The sequence below is a fragment of the Phyllobacterium endophyticum genome (genome assembly GCF_003010935.1).
Classification (GTDB): domain Bacteria; phylum Pseudomonadota; class Alphaproteobacteria; order Rhizobiales; family Rhizobiaceae; genus Phyllobacterium; species Phyllobacterium endophyticum.
On record NZ_PGGN01000002.1, the window covers coordinates 1037684 to 1056725 of the forward strand.

A 19042-nucleotide genomic window follows, 5' to 3' on the forward strand; every position below is an offset into this window, starting at 1 on the left:
AACCACGCGGCATAACAAAAAACGGAAAACGCTGCCGCATGTCTCAACTTCATCTCGATCACCGCAGGGGTCTGCTCATCACCGGCCTCGGAGGGCTGATCCTGTCCGCAGACATTCCGTTGCTGCGGCTTGGAGAAGGTGAAACCTGGTCTACCCTGCTTTTACGCAGTGGGACGACTTTTGTTACGGCGTTTCTTGTCTGGGCTGTGTGGAGCATTGCGACGGGACGTGTGCGAACGATCGTTCCGGGGCGCGCCGGTTTCCTTGTGGCAGGTCTCTACGGTCTGGCCTCGATCTGTTTCATGATTGCCGTCTACAACACCGAGACGGCCAATCTTGTATTCATCCTGGCGTTCAACACGGTCTTCTCCGCGCTGCTATCGTGGGTGTTCCTCAAGGAACGGCCGAAGAATGTCACATTCGTTGCCATGTTCTTCATGCTGATCGGAGTTGGCATCATCGTTCGGGAGGGATTGTCCTCCGGCCATGTGTTCGGCGATTTGGTGGCGCTACTGTCCACCTTCATCCTTTCCACAGCTATCACGGTAAGCCGCTCCTCCGGCAAGGACATGGGTTTTGCTGCGATCGTGGGTACAGTACTGCCGATGCTGGTCGCCGCTTATATGGTTGCGCAGAATGGTTACACGGTCGCCGCGCCGGGCTGGATCATTTTCAACGGTTCGGTGGTGACGACCCTTGCCTTCCTTTGTCTCGCCGCTGGCCCGCGTTTTCTTTCCGGACCGGAGGTCGCAATGTTCTACCTGCTCGAAACCGTCCTTACACCGATCTGGGTCTGGCTGGTGTTTTCAGAGCGGCCGACCTATCCAACCCTCGTTGGCGGAGTTATCATCATAACGTCGCTCGTAGGTCATTCCCTTTGGCAAATGTACCATTCAAGAAGACGGATACGGATGAGGGCTTTGGTCCGGCATCCGATCTGACATCATTCGGCGGCTTCCACTCTGGCTTTGGACGGAAGCAAGGGAACGACATGGGTCCCTGGCCTCGGCGCAACGCCCGCTTCGTCAGGCTCATTCGGACGGAACGACCAATGGAAGGCTCTTCCCACCCAGTGGCTCAGATCGTCCATGATTGTGTAGAAGGACGGTACGAACACCAGCGACAGAACGGTCGAGATCAACAAGCCGCCAATGACGGCGATTGCCATCGGCGCGCGGAACTCACCGCCGTCGCCGAAAGCCATTGCCGCTGGAAGCATGCCGGCGGACATAGCGATAGTCGTCATCACGATCGGCCTTATACGTTTGCGTCCGGCATCTATGATGGCCTCGTTGCGCGCCACGCCATGCTTGACCTCTTCAATGGCGAAATCGACGAGCATGATCGCATTCTTGGTAACAATACCCATGAGCATGAGAATACCGATGACGACGGCCATAGAAACCGAGTTGTTGGTCAAGAGCAGCGCGACGGCGACACCGGCGATCGACAGGGGCAAGGACATCAAGATGGTGAAAGCGTGGAAGATGCTGCCGAATAGCAGGATCAGCACGACGAACACCAGCATCAGGCCCATGATCATCGCATCGCGGAACCCGGCAAAGACCTCGCCCATGACTTCCGCATCGCCGGTTTCCTGAATGCGCACACCTTCCGGCATGGATTTCGCCTCCGGCAGGTTCTTGACGATGGACAGTCCCTCGCCGATCTCCTTGCCGCCCGCCATATTGGCGCCGACAACAATACGCCGTTCGCGGTTGAAACGTTCGATCGATGACGGACCTTGGCCGAAACTGATCTGAGCAACCGATTCAAGCGGTACTACGACGCCTGATGGTGTTGTCACAGTCAGGGTCTGGAGCACTGACAAGTCTTTGCGTGCTTCTTCTATCAACTGCACACGGATGGCTATCTGACGGTCGCCTACCGTATATTTTGCAAGATTGGCATCGAGATCGCCCAAGGTGGCTACGCGCAAGGCTTCCGAAATCGCAGAGGTCGAGAGGCCGAGTTCGGCCAGCTTGTCCATGCGCGGCGTTACTATGATTTCCGGCCGGTCGAGCGCAGCGGTCGAGGACACCGCCTGGAAATTACCGGTCGCCGTCATCGCGCTCTGGATCTGGCGGGCTTGCTCATTGACCTTGTCGCCGTCGCTGCCGATTACGCCGACGGCGAACTCCCGCTCACCGCGATCATTGACGAAATTCGCGCGCAGATCAGGCACTTGCGAGAGTTTGTTGAAAATATCAAGCTCCACCTGTTTTTGCGTGCGCTCGCGCTCGCTCTTGTGGCTGAGCTTGACGATCATCGTCGCGCGCCGCGTGTCCAGTGAGCCTGTCGGGGAAGAGCCGCCGGTTATATAGGTCTGCTGAACCTCCGGAATGTCGCGAACCAGCGACGCGGCCTCGTCGGTTACGCGGCGTGTTTCGTCGATTGGCGAGCCCGGCGGAAGCTCGAGGCTGACTGCGACACGCGCTTCATCCTGCGGCGGCACGAACCCGGCCGGAAGAAATCCCATCGCCCAGATGGCAATGGCAAATATGGCCACACCACTGATCAATGTCAGCCAGCGATAGCGCAGAGTGACGATGAGAAACCGCGTATAGGCCCTGATCCAGCCGGCCTCCCTATCGCCGTGATGGAGACTCTTGCCGTCACGCAGCAGATAGGCCGTCATCATCGGCGTTATCAGGCGCGCGACGAGCAGCGAAAAGAACACCGCGACCGCTACAGTCAGGCCGAACTGCTTGAAATACTGCCCGGCGATGCCGCTCATGAAGCTGACCGGAGCGAAGACCGCGATGATTGTCACGGAGATCGCGATGACGGCAAGACCAATCTCATCGGCGGCTTCCAGCGACGCCCGGTAAGGAGACTTGCCGGAACGCATGTGGCGGACGATGTTTTCGATCTCCACGATGGCATCGTCAACCAGAATACCCGTTACCAGTGTGATGCCAAGCAGGCTGATCAGATTGAGCGAGAAGCCGAGCATGTCGATTGCCCAGAACGTCGGAATTGCCGACAATGGCAGGGCAACTGCCGCTATCAACGTCGCGCGGATATTGCGCAGGAACAGGAAGACCACGACGATGGAGAGCAATGCTCCTTCCACAAGCGAACTCATGGCGGATTCGTAATTGCCGTAGGTATAGGTCACCGAATTGTCGATAATGCTGAAACGCGTATCGGGATATTTTTGCTGGAGCTGGTCCATCCGCTCCTGCACGCGCGCAAAAACATCCGCATCGCTCGCGCCCTTGGCCCGGAACACGCCGAGTGACACTACGGTCTGGTTGTTAACCCGCGCGAATGATTTTGGCTCTTCATATTCATCCGTCACCGTTCCGAGCTGATCCAGCCGTACAGAGCGTCCGCCAGCCAGCGGAATCTCCACTGCGCGCAAGTCATCCAATGTTCGCGATGCGCCGAGGGTGCGGATGGTCTGCTGCGTCGTGCCGATGTCGCCTCGACCGCCGGTCAAGTCGGCGTTCATGGACTTCAGCGCGTGGTTTACATCTGCCGCCGTCACACCGAGTGCTGTCAACCTGTCCGGATCCAGCGCGACGCGAACCTCGCGCGTGACGCCGCCGTAACGCTCGACGCGGCCAACGCCCTTCAAGCCCTGAATATCGCGAATGATCTTGTCGTCAACGAACCAGGAAAGTTCTTCCGATGTCATGGTAGGCGCGGAAACGCCGTAAGTGAGGATCGACGAGCCCTCGACGTCCACGGAATTGATGATCGGCTCCTTGATCGTCGCCGGAAGATCATCGCGTATGCGTGAAACCGCGTCCTTGACGTCGTTCAGCGCCTTTTGCGTATCGACTTCGAGCCGGAACTCAACGAGCGTGGTGGAATTTCCCTCGGTCAGGTTGCTGGTGACGTTTTTGACGCCGGTGATATTGGCGACCGAATCCTCTACGCGCTTGGCAATCTGCGTTTCGAGTTCCGTCGGGGCGACGCCCGGATCCGTGACCGACACCGAGATCAACGGCACGTCGATATTGGGGAAGCGGGTGATCGGCAGCTTGGCGAAGGCCATCAACCCAAGCACGACCAGCACTACAAAGAGCAGAATCGACGGGACCGGATTGCGAATGGACCAAGCGGAAATGTTCCAGTTCATTTGATGGCCCCTGTCGCCTCGTCGTTCATTCGAATGGGCGTGACACGGTCACCATTGGCAACGAAGGTCCCGGCGCGCGCGACAACGTCTTCTCCTTCGGCAAGGCCCTGCAACACCTCTATGCTGCGATGATCGCGAATTCCGAGCTCGACATCGCGGCTCTCTATCACGCCATCCTTGACGACCTGCACCAATGCCGACGTGCCACGATAGACCACGGCAGAAAGCGGCACGCTGACGCCCTCGCGCCGGGTCAATTCAATCGTGGCGCGGGCAAAATTGCCGGGCCTGATCGATGCGTTTCGCTCGAGCGTGATCTTGACCGAGCCGAGACGCGAACTCGCGCTGATCTCCGGTGAAATGAGCCTTACGCGGCCGGAAACAGGTTCATTCATGCCTGATACCCGGACGGCAACAGGCATGCCTTCTTTCAGGCGCGGCAGATCGACCTCGGGAATGTTGGCAGCCAGCTCGAATTCACGATCGCGTGCAATGCGAAACAAAGGACCGGCGTTGGCAGAGACGATACCGCCAAGAAGGGCACTCCGACTGAGAACAACACCGCTCGTTGGCGCCCTGACATCGGCTTTCTCCAGCCGCAACTGTACGTCCCGCTTCTGCGCGGCAACAAGTTGCAGTTGAGATTGCGTGGCGATCAGGGCCTGGTGGGCTGTGTTCAATCTGGCCTTGGCGCTGTCATGTGCGTTGGTGGCATTGTCCAACTCCATCTTGGAGTTGATGCCCTTGAGCGACAGAGCCCGCGCCCGATCGAGCGCTTCCTGGGCTTGCCGGACAGCGATTTCCGCATCAACGATCTGCGCTTCGGATTGAGCAATGGATGCGTCAGCCTGTGCACGTTGCGCCTCGATCTGGGCGAGCTGGATTTGAAGCGAGGACTTATCGAGGCGTGCGAGGATATCGCCTTCCTTGACTACGTCGCCCTGATCGGAATTGAGTTCAAGCACCAGCAGGCCCGCGACATCGGTGCCGACCGCCACTTCCTGGCGGGGCACGATGGTACCCGTAACGGTTAGTGTCGCGACCATTTCATCACTAACGGCGGGGGTAACATTGATGACCGGCGGCTTGGCCTGCTGCAGAGCTGGACTTGTCTCATCAGCACGCACGCCGGTGCTCATGGATGATGACAGCCCCAAGGCAAGAGCCAGGGAAACCAGTATCTTTTTGCTTTTATGGCTCATTGGAACAACCCGGGAGTGAGAGCGATATTCATTTGTTGGCGGGACGCAGTACGGCGATGGCAAGCGCGCGAAACACTGGTTCCAAGGCCTCCACAGGCAAACCCTGCGCAGGGAAATTTCGCATTATGATCCCCTCGCCCATGGCAGCCAAAGTTGCTACCGCGAGATCCAGATCAGTGACCGGGTCAATCTCGCCGCGCTCCTTGGCCGCGGTGAAGGCACCCAGTAGTTTTTCACGCATCAGACCCTCGTGCAGCTCGCAAATGGCAGCAACGCTTTCGTTCCGCATGGCTTCTGCGCGCACTTCGACGAAAAGCCGGGCGCTGGAATCTCGCGGCCCGGGCCCTGAATCGTTCATCGACATCTTCTTCACGTGATCGAGCCCGACCTGAGTGATGGCATCCACGATGTTCCTGGACTGCGACATCCGTTCAAGAATTTCCGCGCTTTCCTGGCGATGAGTCGCTGAAATCTTCTCGATGATTGCTTCTTTCGAAGGGAAATACCGGTAAAGGGCTCCCGGGCTCATGCCCGCTTCGGAGCAAATCTCGTTCATGGACGCGCCGCGAAAACCCGAACGGATGAAACAGTTCGTCGCAGCGTTGAGAATGCGCTCTTCCTGCGCCTCACGGTTGCGGGCACGCTTGCCGAAGAGCTTGGCTACGAAACAGTGATGCTCGTCATCCGCAGCATTCGCGGAAACGTTTGGAGCCTGCCTGGGCAGGGCCTGATCGACCATAGGACACCAATAAAGAGAGAACGTTCTCTCTCATTTATATCAGGGAACACAAAAGATCAATACGAGAATGATCGTTCGCTTTTTTGCGAGAATTTCAGGCAGAGGATGCTAGGCGGTGCAGACCTCGGGTGATTACATCGGCCTTCTTGCGCACCTGCGCAACATCGTGGGCAGATTGCATGCTCAGCCAGTGATCCGCCGTTCCGCCTATGACGTATTCTAGTCGCAATGCCATTTCTGCCGATATCGCACTTTGTCCAGATAAGACCCTGTAAAGCTGTGATCTGGTAATACCCAAAGCTTGCGCAACAACACTGACAGGAAGTTTCAATTCATCGATATCGTCTTTAAGGAGAGCACCGGGATGAGGCGGGTTTTTCATAGCCATTTCATGACCTCCTAATGATAGTCTTCAAAGTCGACATCGAAGGCATTTCCGTCGGACATCGAGAAGGTAACGCGCCAGTTTGCTCTCACGGTCACCGCCCACCGACCTTGGCGATTGCCCTTCAAAGGATGCAGTTTCAGCGATGGCCTATCCATGTCTTGTGTTGTGTCTGCCGAATCGAGTGCCGCCAGAATTGATGCAATCCGCGGCACCATATCCTGTGGTAGACGGCTGGCATCGTCCTGCTCATACAGGCGTTTCAGCGCACGACTACGGAACGATTTTATCATAGGATTGTCTCATCTCGCGCGACAATAGACAACCCAGATCAGTCACGATAGAGACACTTAAGTAGCAGACCAAAGCCTCACGAAAATTTGCCGGAGCGCGGGAAACCCTTTGGCACCATGCGGCCTGCCGTTGCTCGTGGCCCTACCCATTCAAGCAATTCAAGTTTTCCGCGAGTGAAGCTGCGGCCGGAGGCATCCTGCCACGTCAGGCCCTGCTCCATCGAAAAGACGCGGATATCCGAAACGCCGCCATCCTTATAACGTTGCAGGCGAACGCCCTTGCCTCGACCGAGTTCAGGGATTTCGGTAAGCGGAAAGACCAGCATCTTGCGATTTTCGCCGACGATCGCCACGCTGTCGCCGCTGATCGGCATGCAATGACGCGCTTCATCGGGCGCCTTGACGTTCATGATCTGCTTGCCCTTGCGCGTGTTGGCGATCACCTCGGCCTCAGGCACCAGGAAGCCATTGCCCACATGCGACGACAGCAGCAGCTTGCGATCCGGCTCATGGACAAAGGCCGTGACGATATCCTGGTCGTTTTCCATGTCTACGATGATGCGGATGGGTTCACCGTGACCGCGCCCGCCAGGCAGGCTATTGGCGCCGATCGTGTAGAACTTGCCCCCTGTCGTGAGGACCAGGATGCGGTCCGTGGTCTCGGCATGGAAGGCGAGCTTGAGTTTGTCGCCTTCCTTGAAGGTCAGTGCGGAAAAATCCGCCAAATGCCCTTTCATGGCGCGCAACCAGCCTTTTTCCGATACGACGACCGTGACCGGCTCCTTCTCGATCATGGCGTGGTGCATGTCGGTAAGGTCATGCTGCGGGGCGTCGGCAAATGTCGTGCGGCGCTTGCCGAGAGGCGTATCCGCACCATACCTTTTCTGCATTTCGGTGATCTGCCAGGAAATCGTCAGCCATTGCTTGGCTTCCGATCCGAGCAATTCCTCGATCTCCTTCTTTTCACCGGTAAGGCCGTCGAATTCCTTGCGGATCTCGAATTCCTCGAGCTTGCGCAAGGAGCGCAAGCGCATGTTCAATATCGCCTCTGCCTGGTTATCGGTAAGTCCGAAGCGCCGGATCATTTCCTGCTTCGGCTCGTCTTCCTCGCGGATGATGCGTATGACCTCATCGATATTGAGGTACGCGATCAGCATGCCGCCGAGGATTTCCAGCCTGCGCTCTATATCGCCGAGCCGATGCCGCGAACGCCTGATCAGGACGTCTTTCCGGTGCTCCAGCCATTGCTTCAAGACTTCGCGCAACGACAGGACGTTCGGGACCTTGCCATTGGAAAGAACGTTCATGTTCAATGGAAAGCGCGTCTCCAGCTCCGTGAGCTTGAACAGGGATTCCATCAGGATGTCGGGGTTGACGCTGCGGCTCTTGGGCTCCAGCACGATGCGCACATCTTCAGTGGATTCGTCGCGCACATCGTCGAGCAGCGGCAGTTTCTTGGCGATCAAAAGTTCTGCGATCTTTTCGATCAACCGGGATTTTTGTACCTGATAGGGAATCTCGGTGACGATGATGTTCCAGGTGCCACGCCCCAGGTCCTCGACCTGCCAGCGTGCGCGCAACCGAAAGCCGCCTCGCCCGGTCTTGTAGGCCTCGATAATGGCATCGGGCGTCTCGACCATGATACCGCCGGTCGGAAAATCCGGCCCCCGAACCTTGGTCTTGAGCGGATCCTCATCCTCGCCCTGCGACATCAACTCTTCGACAGTAGCGTCCGGGTGCTTGATCAGGTGCAGCGCGGCGGCACAGAGTTCGGAAACGTTGTGCGGCGGAATGGAAGTCGCCATGCCGACGGCGATGCCGGAGGAACCATTGGCCAGGAGGTTTGGGAACGCGCCGGGAAGAACGATCGGTTCCTCGTCCTCCTCGTTGTAGGTCGGGCGGAAATCAACTGCATCCTCCGTGATGCCTTCCAGAAGCAGCATCGCGACATCGGTCATCCGCGCTTCGGTGTAACGCATCGCGGCCGGGTTATCGCCGTCGATATTGCCGAAATTACCCTGTCCGTCGACAACGGGATAGCGTACGGCGAAATCCTGCGACAGGCGAACCAGCGCGTCATAAATCGACTGGTCACCATGAGGGTGGAATTTACCCATGACCTCGCCGACGATACGAGCGCATTTCGCATAGGACTGATCGGGCGAGAGACGCAACAGGCGCATCGCATGCATGATGCGGCGGTGAACCGGCTTCAAGCCGTCACGGACGTCCGGCAAGGCGCGGTGCATGATGGTGGAGAGCGCATAGGCAAGGTAGCGCTCTTCCAGTGCCGACTTCAGATCAACCGGTTCAACATTGTCGTCGCCATTGTCAGGCGGAATCAGGCTTTTTCCCATGTCAATGGACTATCAACTCACTGAATCCCGGGCAAGCAATGATTCGCCAAGATCACAGGCTGATCGATCCCCGTGAATCTTGCGTTCACATCTCAAACCTGCCTTTGTAGCACCCGACGTGCAATTTTCGCACGTTGACCGGCAGACGTCACAGTTTCGCCGCTCCTGATGCACTATTTTGAAGTTCAAACAATAAGGATCGAACCATGCCTCCAATCCATCATGTGCAGTCGGGTTTGCGCACTCTTGCAGCCGCCTCGGCTCTCGTCGTGATATTCGCGACATCAGCCTACGCGGTCGACGGCAATGCGGTGGCTGCCCGATTGAAGGCTCTATATGGCAACAAGGGCGGTACGTTGGAGTACAGCGGAGTTGAGACGCAGGGCACGACCGTTATTCTGCGGGATACGAAATTGTCGGCAGCCGGCATGAAGCAGCCCCTGCCCGTTGGCGATATTACGCTCAGCGATGTCGCCGACATCCCAGGCGGCGGGTTCGAGGTCGGCGCGCTCGCCGTGCCGGACATAAACTATGTTCCAGCGGATGAGCCCGAGACCAAGATAAGCGCTCAAGGGATCAGCCTTGAGGGCCTGACGCTCCCACCCGAGGGCGCGACGGAACCATTGGCCGAAATTCTTCAGTACGAAAAAGCTGAGGTAAAGCACGTCGCCGTCAATACGAAAGGCAAGGATGTCTTCGTTGCCGACGGTTTGACCTCAACGATCTCTCCGTTGACCGCTACGTCGCCGGTGGCGTTCACGTCGAATATTGCAGGCTTCAAAGCGGACCTGTCAGACATTCAGGATCCCAAAACCAAGGATGCGCTAAAGGCGCTCGGCTATGAAACAATCTCCGGAAAAGTCGATATCGACGGCACATGGAATGCGCCGGATGGCCGGCTCAATCTCGAATCGATGAACATCATCGCCGACGATGCCGGAACGCTCGACTTCAAGTTCGATATTTCCGGCTATACTCTCGACTTCATAAAGGGCATGCAGGAGGCCACAAAGAATGCTGACGGCAAGGATGACAAGGCCAAAAACATGGCCATGCTCGGACTCTTGCAGCAGTTGAGCTTTACCGGCGCCTCGATTCGCTTCGACGATGCTTCACTCACCAACAAAGCGCTCGACTATATCGCCAAGACGCAAAACGCCAAGCGCAGCGATCTCATCAGCCAGACCAAGATGATCCTTCCCATGGCTGCAGCGCAACTTGGCGACGCCGAATTCGCTCAATCGCTTGCCACCGCCGTGAATGCCTTCCTAGATGATCCGAAGACAATCGAGATAAAGGCTGCCCCGGCGAAGCCAGTTCCCTTCGCGATTATCGCCGCCGGCGGCATGGCCGATCCCAAGTCCCTGATCAAGACGCTTGCCGTGTCGGTCAGGGCAAACCAGTAAGCGACTATTAAAAAACCCGGCATCGCTGCCGGGTTTTCTCTTTAAGTGCAAGTCGGATGTAAAAGGTTCTTAAAGCTCTTTCTTCGCGGGATTGAGCCGAATGTGCAAATCGCGCAGCTGGGCTTGCGAGACGTCTGACGGCGCATTCATCAGGAGATCATAAGCCTGCTGATTCATCGGGAACATGGTGATCTCACGCAGGTTCTTTGCCCCGACGAGGAGCATGACGATCCGGTCTATACCAGCTGCCATGCCGCCATGTGGCGGCGCGCCATACTGGAAAGCCCGATAAAGCGCGCCAAACCGCTCCTCGACCGTTTCTCGCGAATGACCCACGGCCTCGAACGCCTTCACCATGGTTTCAGGCAGATGATTGCGGATACCGCCAGATGCTATCTCGAAGCCATTGCAGACCATGTCGTACTGAAATGCCTTGATGGTCAGCGGATCCTGATTCTCCAGGGCATCCATGCCGCCCTGCGGCATCGAAAACGGATTATGGGCGAAATCGATCTTCTTTTCGTCCTCGAGCCATTCGAAGAACGGGAAATCAACAATCCAGCAGAGCGCGAAACGGTCACGATCAACGAGGTTCAGCTCCTCACCGGCGCGCGTCCGCGCAGCCCCGGCGAATGAGACGAACTTCTTCGGGTCGCCCGCCACGAAGAAGGCGGCATCGCCATCGTCAAGGCCAAGCTGCACGCGCAGCGCTTCGGTGCGCTCCGGACCGATGTTCTTGGCCAGCGGTCCCGCCCCTTCGAGGTTCTCGCCTTCCTTGCGCCAGAAAATATAGCCGAGGCCCGGCTGCCCTTCACTTTGTGCCCAGGAATTCATGCGGTCGCAGAAAGCGCGTGAACCACCGGTCTTGGCTGGAATCGCCCAGACCTCGACCTTCGGATCGTTCGCGATCATGTTTGCGAACACCTTGAAGCCTGACCCGGCGAAATGCTCGGTCACCGCCTGCATTTCGATGGGGTTGCGCAGGTCCGGCTTGTCCGAACCATATTTACGCATGGCGTCGTCATAGGTAATCCGCGGGAATTCCTGCGTAACAGGCTTGCCTTCGGAAAATTCCTCGAAAACGCCGCGCAATACCGGCTCCATGGTCGAAAGCACGTCATTCTGCTCGACGAAGCTCATCTCGATATCGAGCTGGTAGAATTCGCCTGGGAGACGATCGGCACGTGGATCTTCATCACGGAAGCAAGGTGCGATCTGGAAGTAGCGGTCAAAACCGGACATCATGATCAGCTGTTTATACTGCTGCGGCGCCTGAGGCAGCGCGTAGAACTTGCCGGGGTGGATACGGCTTGGCACCAGGAAGTCGCGTGCACCTTCCGGTGACGACGCGGTCAGGATCGGCGTCGAGAACTCCGTGAAGCCGATATCGGTCATGCGGCGGCGCATGGCAGCGATGATTTTCGTCCGCGACATGATGTTCTTGTGCAGGCTATCGCGACGCAGGTCGAGGAAGCGATACTTCAGGCGAATATCTTCGGGGTAATCGAGCTCACCGAACACCGGCAGAGGAAGTTCCTTCGCAGCGGACAGCACCTCGATTTCCCGGGCGAAGACTTCGATCTCGCCGGTCGGCATATTAGGATTGATCGTATCATCGGTGCGGGCCTTGACCTCGCCGTCGACACGGATAACCCATTCACCGCGCACTGTTTCCGCCAGCTTGAAGGCAGGCGAATCCGGATTGGCGACGATCTGCGTCAGGCCGTAATGATCGCGGATATCAATGAAAAGGATGCCGCCATGGTCGCGGACGCGATGAACCCAGCCGGAAAGACGAACAGTCGAGCCAACGTCCGATTTACGCAAGGCGGCGCAGGTATGGCTGCGGTAACGGTGCATGATAAGTGCCTCTGATATAGGATGGACAAGCGTGAAAAGCCCCGCAAGCGGTCCAGGAATTTGCGCGGACAAGCGCATTTTGAGGGTGATTTGTCAAGATCAGGATTGGCGACCGAGACAAACGCCTATCCATTCGCTATAGAAATTTCATGACCATGATTACAACCACAGATCAGCTCGAACAGGCTGTTGCCGCCCTTTCCCAATCCGACTTCGTGACAGTGGATACGGAATTCATCCGCGAAACCACGTTCTGGCCTGAGCTATGCGTGATCCAGCTCGCATCGCCGGACCACACGGCGATTGTCGATGCTTTGGCACCTGGCCTTGATCTTGCTGCGTTTTTCAAACTCATGGCGGATGAGAAAATCGTCAAGGTCTTCCATGCCGCGCGCCAGGATATCGAAATCATCTTCCACCTCGGCAATCTGATCCCGCACCCCGTATTCGATACACAGGTTGCCGCAATGGTTTGTGGTTTCGGCGATGCAATCGCTTACGACCAGCTGGTGCAACGGATCGTTGGAGCGCAGATCGACAAATCGTCGCGATTCACCGACTGGCGCCGGCGCCCACTCTCCGAGAAGCAACTCGACTATGCGCTGGCAGACGTGACGCACCTGCGTGACATCTATCTGCATCTGAAAGCCAGCCTCGAAGAAGAAGGCCGCACGGAATGGGTTCTTGACGAGATGAAGATTCTCACCGCCCGCGAGACCTATGACATGCATCCGGACGATGCGTGGAAGCGGCTGAAGATGCGTCTGCGCAAGCCGGTAGAACTTGCTGTCCTGCGCAGCGTTGCCGCGTGGCGCGAACGCGAAGCGCGAGAACGCAACGTGCCCCGGGGCCGCGTCATCAAGGACGATGCGATTTACGAAATCGCCCAGCAGCAGCCGCGCGATGCGGAAGCCATGTCCCGCCTGCGCACGATTCCGAAGGGTTGGGAGCGCTCAAGCATGGCGACGGGCCTGATCAATGCGGTCAACCTCGCGCTCGATCTGCCCAAGGAGGACATGCCGCGCCTGCCGAAACAGGCAGCCTCGCCAGAGGGCGCTGGAGCAGCGGCCGAGCTTTTGAAGGTACTGTTGAGACTTGTTACCGAAGAACATGGCGTTGCCGCCAAGGTGGTTGCGACTTCCGACGAGATCGACCGGATAGCGTCGGAAGGCGATGTGGATGATATCCCTGCCCTGCAAGGATGGCGTCGCGAGGTGTTCGGCGAGAAAGCATTGCAGCTTATCAATGGCGAACTCTGCCTCAAATTCGAGAACAAGAAGATTCGGGCGGTGGAATTCCCGGCCGGATAGGTTGTTCCCCGCCGAACGTCGTGGAAAGCAGACTACTTAAGTATTATTGCCCTAGTTTCATTATGACGTATACGTAAAGACCGATCTGTCGCGAGGAGATCCGCTTGGGAGGGCGGCTATTGCGCAGATTGATGGAGGACTTTTCAACATCCGAAATTTTGCAGGACGCGACCCCCGTTTCGCGCCGCCTGGCCATGTATTTTTAGTGTTTGGAGGACACGTGAATGCCCTTTTTCAAGGACGAGGCCGAATATAAAGATATCCGCAAAGCACTGCTAATAGGAAAAGTGCTGAGCGAAGGTAATGAGCTAAATCATACCGACTCAAAAATCACACCGGAATACGATGAAGAGAAAGGTTGGCTGCCGCTTGGAGGGCGTGAAGGCGATCCCAAGCGCCTGGACAAGCAAGAGATCCTGGGGCTGCTTGGCTTGCAGCCGGGAAAGGCGGCGGAATGGCTGGCAGGACTCGGTCTGACAGAACAATCTCTTGGAAAATCACTCTATAGTGAGCTTGTACTTCATCCAGAGCAATTGCTCGACGACAAAGGCGCCTTCAAAGGGCTCAATGGCGAAGAAGGCAAGAAAACGCTTTCCCTCGCCGGTGGGGCGCAGATGAAACTGCTTGCCCGATATGACGCGGGCGGCAAGATCGCGGAGCTCTGCGTCTATTCTTTCGGCAATGATATGCCTGGCGCAGGCAAACCCGGCGATGTGCCAGAATTTGACAGGAACCTCAACGGAGAAGTGATTTACGGCCTCGATTATGCGCTCAAGGCCGTTCAAAATCTGGCCGGCAAGTCGAATCTCACTGCGGAAAACATCCTGTTTACCGGCTACAGCCTCGGCGGCGAATTTACGAACCTTTACCATTTGCACAGGGACAAGCTGGCTGGCGGTTTCTATAAAAACTCGAAGTTTGTCGCCTTTGTCGCAAATGTTATCTCAAGGAAAGAAGGCGACGGCCGCATTATCAATTTCGGGATTGAGAACGATCCCGTCTACGCGCTTTGGGATCATGGATACGATCCTAAGAACAAGGCAACTCCATTCAAGGACCTCTACGACAAGTATCTGAACAAGATACCATTGAAAGGAGATTGGGGGACCGCATTACCTTTGTTCATTGACGCATTACTTTACAAGACCGGGATAAACAAGAACACTATTTTCGGCAAGTGGGTCGATTCCAACCTCCGCATCTTCGATGGTGAAAAGCCGGAGGTGAGTTCTGGCCCCAACAATCTTGTTTCCTTCGACGACATCTATCAACTTTTTGGCAGTGCCAAGATCGGCTGCTTCAACTTCGTCAACAATACGATTTTGAGCCTGGGTTGGCTCTCCCATGGCAACGCCGTCTTTAATAATCTGCCTGATGCGATCTACAAATCGACGTTCCACAACGAAATGGACAAGAACAGCGTCATTGTTGTTTCCACTCTTGGCAGCATGCTGAAAGCGGTCAGTGCATTCTTCAGGAACACCGGTAATTTCCTGACCGACTTGGGCAAGAATGTCAGCAAGCAGATCCTCGATTGGTTCGGCATCAGGATCGCAGAGGCTGAACAAATCTGGATTGAGGACAAGCAAACGCCGACAAACGACCACTACGGCGCATCCGCTTTCCTCATCGGCACTGACGGGAATAACAAGCTTGGAGATGGCAAAGGCAATGATTCGCTGGATGGCGGCAAAGGCAATGATACACTTCGCTTGAGCAAAGGCACCGACGTTGCCGAGGGCGGCGAAGGCTATGACCGGGTTTTGCTTGAGGGAAAAATTACGGATTATACAATAACCAAGACCGCCGATAATCGGCTTTATCTGTTCAGCACGGTCTATGGGCTGAAGGAACTTCGCAACATCGAAGCCATCAATTTCGGCAATTCCGGAAACTATGCGATCGATTACGAGAAAGGCCAGCTTGTCGGTGCCCGGGAAAAAACCGTACAATATGGCGAGTGGTGGACGCTTTTCCTGCCACTTCTAAAGCGCAAGGAAAAATATACTACCTCTCATACTTTCACTGCCAACGCTTCTAATGACAACGTATCGGACAGCTTCTTTTTCGGCACAAATGGAGCGGATACGTTCAGGGGTGATCTGAAATCTTCGGGCAATTATTCCTACTTTGGCGAGCTTGGCGATGATGTCATCTATGGCAACACCGGCCACGACCGGTTACTTGGCGGGGACGGCAAGGACATGCTCTATGGCCGCGAAGGCAATGACTTCATCTATGGCCAAAATGGAGGGGACACTCTCGACGGCGGTGCCGGCGACGATTTCCTCTACGGCGGTGCCGGCAATGATACTATCGACGGCGGCAGTGGTAATGACCACCTGTGGGGCGATAGCCAGAACGACATACTCAAGGGCTTGAACGGCGTGGACGCGCTGGCCGGTGGCAGCGGCGACGACATGCTCTACGGCGGCGAGGATAATGACGTGCTCTCAGGCGGCATCGACAATGACACGCTCTATGGCGAGGACGGCAATGACCAACTTCATGGTGACCAGGGCAAGGATCGTCTTTTCGGCAATTATGGAAATGATATTCTGAATGGCGGCACCAATGATGACTGGCTGGCCGGCGGAAACGGCAATGACACCATGACCGGCGGCTCGGGGAGCGATACATTTGCATTCAAGGAGATGCAAAAAGGCGAGTATGACACTATAAAGGATTTCAACCGCCATTGGTCCAGCATCAACAATGACGAGAGGGACAAGCTGGTCTTTCATACCAATGATTTCGCCAACTTTGATGAAATGATAAAGGGCCTGTCTCAGGAAGTCTGGGGCAGGCAGGAGAGGAAGATGGGTAAGATTCTTTGGTTCATCGACGTAGAACTCCAGCGTTACGTCCACGGGACCGAAGTCCTTGAACTTCATACAAAAAGCGGCGGCGCCATATTGCTGGAAGGCTGGACGAAAAACACCTTCATCGCCTTTGCCAATTCGCACAAGGATCAGTTCGTGTTCAGCGCAGATCACGCCAATCTCGCCGCCTGAACCACGCTTGAAAGAGACATCGCCCCTCAAGGGGCGATGTCTGCATTTCCCGGGGGATGCATTGCAGCTTAACAATGGCGATCTCTGCCTCAAATTCGAGAAAGAAGATCGCGCCATGGAATGGCCGGACGGCAGTATCGCAACCGCGAACAACCTATTTTCTACCGCCGATTGAATTTCCTGCGCGGGAATCGATGATTCTTGTGTCGGAGTCGATTATTGTTGCGTGGATGTCGCAAACTCCAGTGTGATTCCTGCGTCGCACTCGCACAGGTTTGCTCAAAACTTATAATTCGGTCCTGATCGAAACATCGAGCGTCAGATTTCTGGCATTTGGTCCCGGCGTGGTTCGTTGTGAGCTTGCCAACGGCGAACCGCCCACAGGATCAATGCAGCCAATTGAGTAAACCATCATGACCACATCGACGCTTCCTGCTCCATCGCTTGCAAAAGAAATTGCCCTGCTCGCCGTTCTGGCGACGCTGTGGGGAGCGTCTTACACGTTCATCAAGATCGGCGTCGAAACCATTCCGCCGGTGACCTTTATCGCGGCGCGGACGCTGATCGCCGGCGGGTTGCTTCTGGCGATCATAAAGTTGCGCGGACTATCGCTGCCACGCGAACCCGCCATCTGGAAACGCTTCCTCGTTCAGGCCTGCATCAACAGCGTTGTTCCGTTCACGCTCATCGCCTGGGCGGAACTGACGGTAAATGCCGGACTTGCAACGATCCTCAATTCGACGACGCCGATCTTCGCTTTCCTTTTGACAGTGCTCATCACGCGTCATGAAGCCGTGACAGCCCGCAAGCTCTTCGGCGTGGTTGCCGGCGTCATCGGCATCAGCCTCATCATCGGGCTTGAAGCGTTCCACGGCGTGGGCAAGGAAGCGCTTGCACAACTGGCGATTGTAGCCGCGACGATCTCCTATGCCGCGGCGGCAATTTTCGGCCGAGGTTTCAAGGGACTCGATCCGATGATGCCGGCTGCCGGCTCGCTCCTTTGCGGCGCGGTGCTGCTCATACCTGTCAGCGTGGTTGTCGACCAGCCCTGGACCATCGCACCGTCGGCCAATTCCATCCTTGCGCTGCTCGGTCTTTCGATATTCTCGACGGCCATTGCTTTCGTGATCTACTTTCGTTTGATCCATACGTTGGGCTCGGTCAGTACCACATCGCAGGCCTATCTGCGCGTGCCTATCGGCGTCGGCATCGGCGTCGTCTTCCTTGGCGAAACCCTCAATCCCACTGCATGGATCGGGCTCATCTGCGTCATTGCAGGCGTTGCGGCGATGACACTGCCGACACGCCGGAGAGCTGCGGCTACGTCAGGTTGAAGCTAGCTGGCCTGCGCTTCGGCGGCTGGCACGATACGGTTGCGAACCAGATCATGCAGTTGGCGCACATATCCCGAGCGGCCCGAGGGCGTTGCAGCGTCGGAGGTCATGACAACCACGAGTGAGACGTGCGGAACCACATAGATCATCTGGCCGCCATATCCCCATGCGTAGTAGATCGGCTTCCCGCCAGCGGAGCCCGAAACGAACCAGCCGAGCCCATAGGCGTCGCCGGTGAAGGGTGAACTCGTGCGCGGCTTCCACGATTCCTCGATCCACGGCTTGGGAACAACCTGCTTACCGTCGCTTATGCCGGAGGCGAGAAACATTTCCCCGAATGCGCGCATGGCACGAGGCGAAAGCAGCATGTCGTTGCCGCCGAAATAGATGCCTTGAGGGTCGCGCGGCCAAGGCGGGATATTGATTTCAAGCGGTTTGCCCAGCCATTCCCGGGCGACCTGTAAAGTCGAGCGTCCTGTTTTGCGCGTCAACAGCGCCGACAAGAGATGCGAGTTGCCAGTCGAGTAGAGCATGGTTCCACCTGGTTCATCGACGAATTCGCGCGAAAGGGCAAAACGCACCCAATCATCGCTCTGGACCCAGCGGCCGTAGTTCGGGCCCGAGGTGCGATCGAGACCCGATTGCATCGACAGCAGGTTGCCGATGGTCACTCTTTGCAATCGGGGATCAGCATTTGCGGGCAGTTTGTCCGGGAACAAGGGGGCGATGGGTTGGTCCAGCCCGTCAAAGACGCCGCGATCCATGGCAATTCCGACGAGAGCGGCGATAATCGTCTTCGAAACGGACTTCACGTTGACTGGACGGTCGGCGGCAGGCCCGCGAAAAACCTGTTCCAGTTCAAGATCGCCGTGCCGGGAAATTATCATCGTCCGGAGCGAAGGAAAGCGGCTCGCCTCAGCGGTGATCGTGTCGATCGTAGTTTGATCCAACCTGGGGCGGGGCTGGGACGTGGCTGCCCGCGGCGCCAACGTAACGGCGAGCGAAGTCATCAGGAATGCGCGGCGGTTGATTGGCAAGCGTTTCATCCGCGG

The 19042-nt window shown here is 56.6% G+C and carries 13 protein-coding genes; 5 read left to right on the forward strand and 8 right to left on the reverse strand.

Translation table 11 applies throughout. The annotated features are described in order from the left end of the window. The first annotated feature begins 38 nt into the window (after window positions 1–38). A complete protein-coding gene (locus CU100_RS13115) occupies window positions 39–941 on the forward strand; it encodes a DMT family transporter (protein ID WP_106716974.1) in 903 nt (300 codons plus the stop codon). Between the two features lie 2 nt (window positions 942–943). Here CU100_RS13115 and CU100_RS13120 read toward each other — a convergent pair whose 3' ends face one another. The 6 genes from CU100_RS13120 to parC form a co-directional block, all read right to left on the reverse strand. After that, entirely contained in the window at window positions 944–4090 is a 3147-nt protein-coding gene (locus CU100_RS13120) for an efflux RND transporter permease subunit (protein WP_106716975.1), read from the reverse strand. Beyond that, window positions 4087–5292 carry an efflux RND transporter periplasmic adaptor subunit gene (locus CU100_RS13125; protein WP_106716976.1) on the reverse strand — a complete coding sequence of 402 codons (1206 nt, stop codon included), beginning with the start codon at window positions 5290–5292 and terminating at the stop codon, window positions 4087–4089. The genes CU100_RS13120 and CU100_RS13125 overlap by 4 nt, the downstream gene beginning before the upstream one ends. Before the next feature lie 28 nt (window positions 5293–5320). Further along, on the reverse strand, window positions 5321–6031 hold the full coding sequence (locus CU100_RS13130; RefSeq protein WP_106716977.1) for a TetR/AcrR family transcriptional regulator: 711 nt from the start codon (window positions 6029–6031) through the stop codon (window positions 5321–5323). A gap of 94 nt (window positions 6032–6125) precedes the next feature. Beyond that, window positions 6126–6419 carry a HigA family addiction module antitoxin gene (locus CU100_RS13135; RefSeq protein WP_106716978.1) on the reverse strand — a complete coding sequence of 98 codons (294 nt, stop codon included), beginning with the start codon at window positions 6417–6419 and terminating at the stop codon, window positions 6126–6128. 11 nt (window positions 6420–6430) lie between these two features. Beyond that, window positions 6431–6709, reverse strand: coding sequence for a type II toxin-antitoxin system RelE/ParE family toxin (locus CU100_RS13140; protein ID WP_106716979.1), 279 nt, complete (start codon window positions 6707–6709; stop codon window positions 6431–6433). Window positions 6710–6786: 77 nt separating this feature from the next. Further along, window positions 6787–9066: a DNA topoisomerase IV subunit A gene (gene parC / locus CU100_RS13145; RefSeq protein WP_106716980.1), complete on the reverse strand. Its 2280-nt coding sequence runs from the start codon at window positions 9064–9066 to the stop codon at window positions 6787–6789. A gap of 206 nt (window positions 9067–9272) precedes the next feature. Between parC and CU100_RS13150 the strand changes: the two genes are divergently transcribed. Next, window positions 9273–10472: a hypothetical protein gene (locus CU100_RS13150; RefSeq protein WP_106716981.1), complete on the forward strand. Its 1200-nt coding sequence runs from the start codon at window positions 9273–9275 to the stop codon at window positions 10470–10472. 69 nt (window positions 10473–10541) lie between these two features. Here CU100_RS13150 and aspS read toward each other — a convergent pair whose 3' ends face one another. After that, window positions 10542–12332 (reverse strand): aspartate--tRNA ligase, encoded by a 1791-nt coding sequence (gene aspS, locus CU100_RS13155; protein ID WP_106717264.1) that lies wholly within the window; start codon window positions 12330–12332, stop codon window positions 10542–10544. Between the two features lie 149 nt (window positions 12333–12481). Here aspS and rnd point away from each other — a divergent pair, with 149 nt between their 5' ends. The 3 genes from rnd to CU100_RS13170 all read left to right on the forward strand — a co-directional run bounded on the left by rnd (window position 12482) and on the right by CU100_RS13170 (window position 17990). Beyond that, window positions 12482–13642 (forward strand): ribonuclease D, encoded by a 1161-nt coding sequence (gene rnd, locus CU100_RS13160; RefSeq protein ID WP_106716982.1) that lies wholly within the window; start codon window positions 12482–12484, stop codon window positions 13640–13642. 224 nt (window positions 13643–13866) lie between these two features. Next, entirely contained in the window at window positions 13867–16656 is a 2790-nt protein-coding gene (locus tag CU100_RS13165) for a calcium-binding protein (protein ID WP_106716983.1), read from the forward strand. A 413-nt stretch (window positions 16657–17069) separates the two neighbouring features. After that, entirely contained in the window at window positions 17070–17990 is a 921-nt protein-coding gene (locus CU100_RS13170; protein ID WP_106716984.1) for a DMT family transporter, read from the forward strand. 2 nt (window positions 17991–17992) lie between these two features. Here the strand turns inward: CU100_RS13170 and CU100_RS13175 are convergent, their stop codons facing one another. After that, the gene (locus CU100_RS13175; RefSeq protein WP_210204091.1) at window positions 17993–19036 is read right to left on the reverse strand and encodes a serine hydrolase domain-containing protein; all 1044 of its coding nucleotides are present in this window, start codon (window positions 19034–19036) and stop codon (window positions 17993–17995) included. Between the last annotated feature and the right edge of the window lie 6 nt (window positions 19037–19042).

Bases quoted from the DNA above. Each gene is read 5' to 3' on its own strand.
- CU100_RS13115 (WP_106716974.1), top strand. From the start codon at position 39: ATGTCTCAACTTCATCTCGATCACCGCAGGGGTCTGCTCATCACCGGC.
- CU100_RS13120 (WP_106716975.1), bottom strand. From the start codon at position 4,090: ATGAACTGGAACATTTCCGCTTGGTCCATTCGCAATCCGGTCCCGTCG.
- CU100_RS13125 (WP_106716976.1), bottom strand. From the start codon at position 5,292: ATGAGCCATAAAAGCAAAAAGATACTGGTTTCCCTGGCTCTTGCCTTG.
- CU100_RS13130 (WP_106716977.1), bottom strand. From the start codon at position 6,031: ATGGTCGATCAGGCCCTGCCCAGGCAGGCTCCAAACGTTTCCGCGAAT.
- CU100_RS13135 (WP_106716978.1), bottom strand. From the start codon at position 6,419: ATGGCTATGAAAAACCCGCCTCATCCCGGTGCTCTCCTTAAAGACGAT.
- CU100_RS13140 (WP_106716979.1), bottom strand. From the start codon at position 6,709: ATGATAAAATCGTTCCGTAGTCGTGCGCTGAAACGCCTGTATGAGCAG.
- parC (WP_106716980.1), bottom strand. From the start codon at position 9,066: ATGGGAAAAAGCCTGATTCCGCCTGACAATGGCGACGACAATGTTGAA.
- CU100_RS13150 (WP_106716981.1), top strand. From the start codon at position 9,273: ATGCCTCCAATCCATCATGTGCAGTCGGGTTTGCGCACTCTTGCAGCC.
- aspS (WP_106717264.1), bottom strand. From the start codon at position 12,332: ATGCACCGTTACCGCAGCCATACCTGCGCCGCCTTGCGTAAATCGGAC.
- rnd (WP_106716982.1), top strand. From the start codon at position 12,482: ATGACCATGATTACAACCACAGATCAGCTCGAACAGGCTGTTGCCGCC.
- CU100_RS13165 (WP_106716983.1), top strand. From the start codon at position 13,867: ATGCCCTTTTTCAAGGACGAGGCCGAATATAAAGATATCCGCAAAGCA.
- CU100_RS13170 (WP_106716984.1), top strand. From the start codon at position 17,070: ATGACCACATCGACGCTTCCTGCTCCATCGCTTGCAAAAGAAATTGCC.
- CU100_RS13175 (WP_210204091.1), bottom strand. From the start codon at position 19,036: ATGAAACGCTTGCCAATCAACCGCCGCGCATTCCTGATGACTTCGCTC.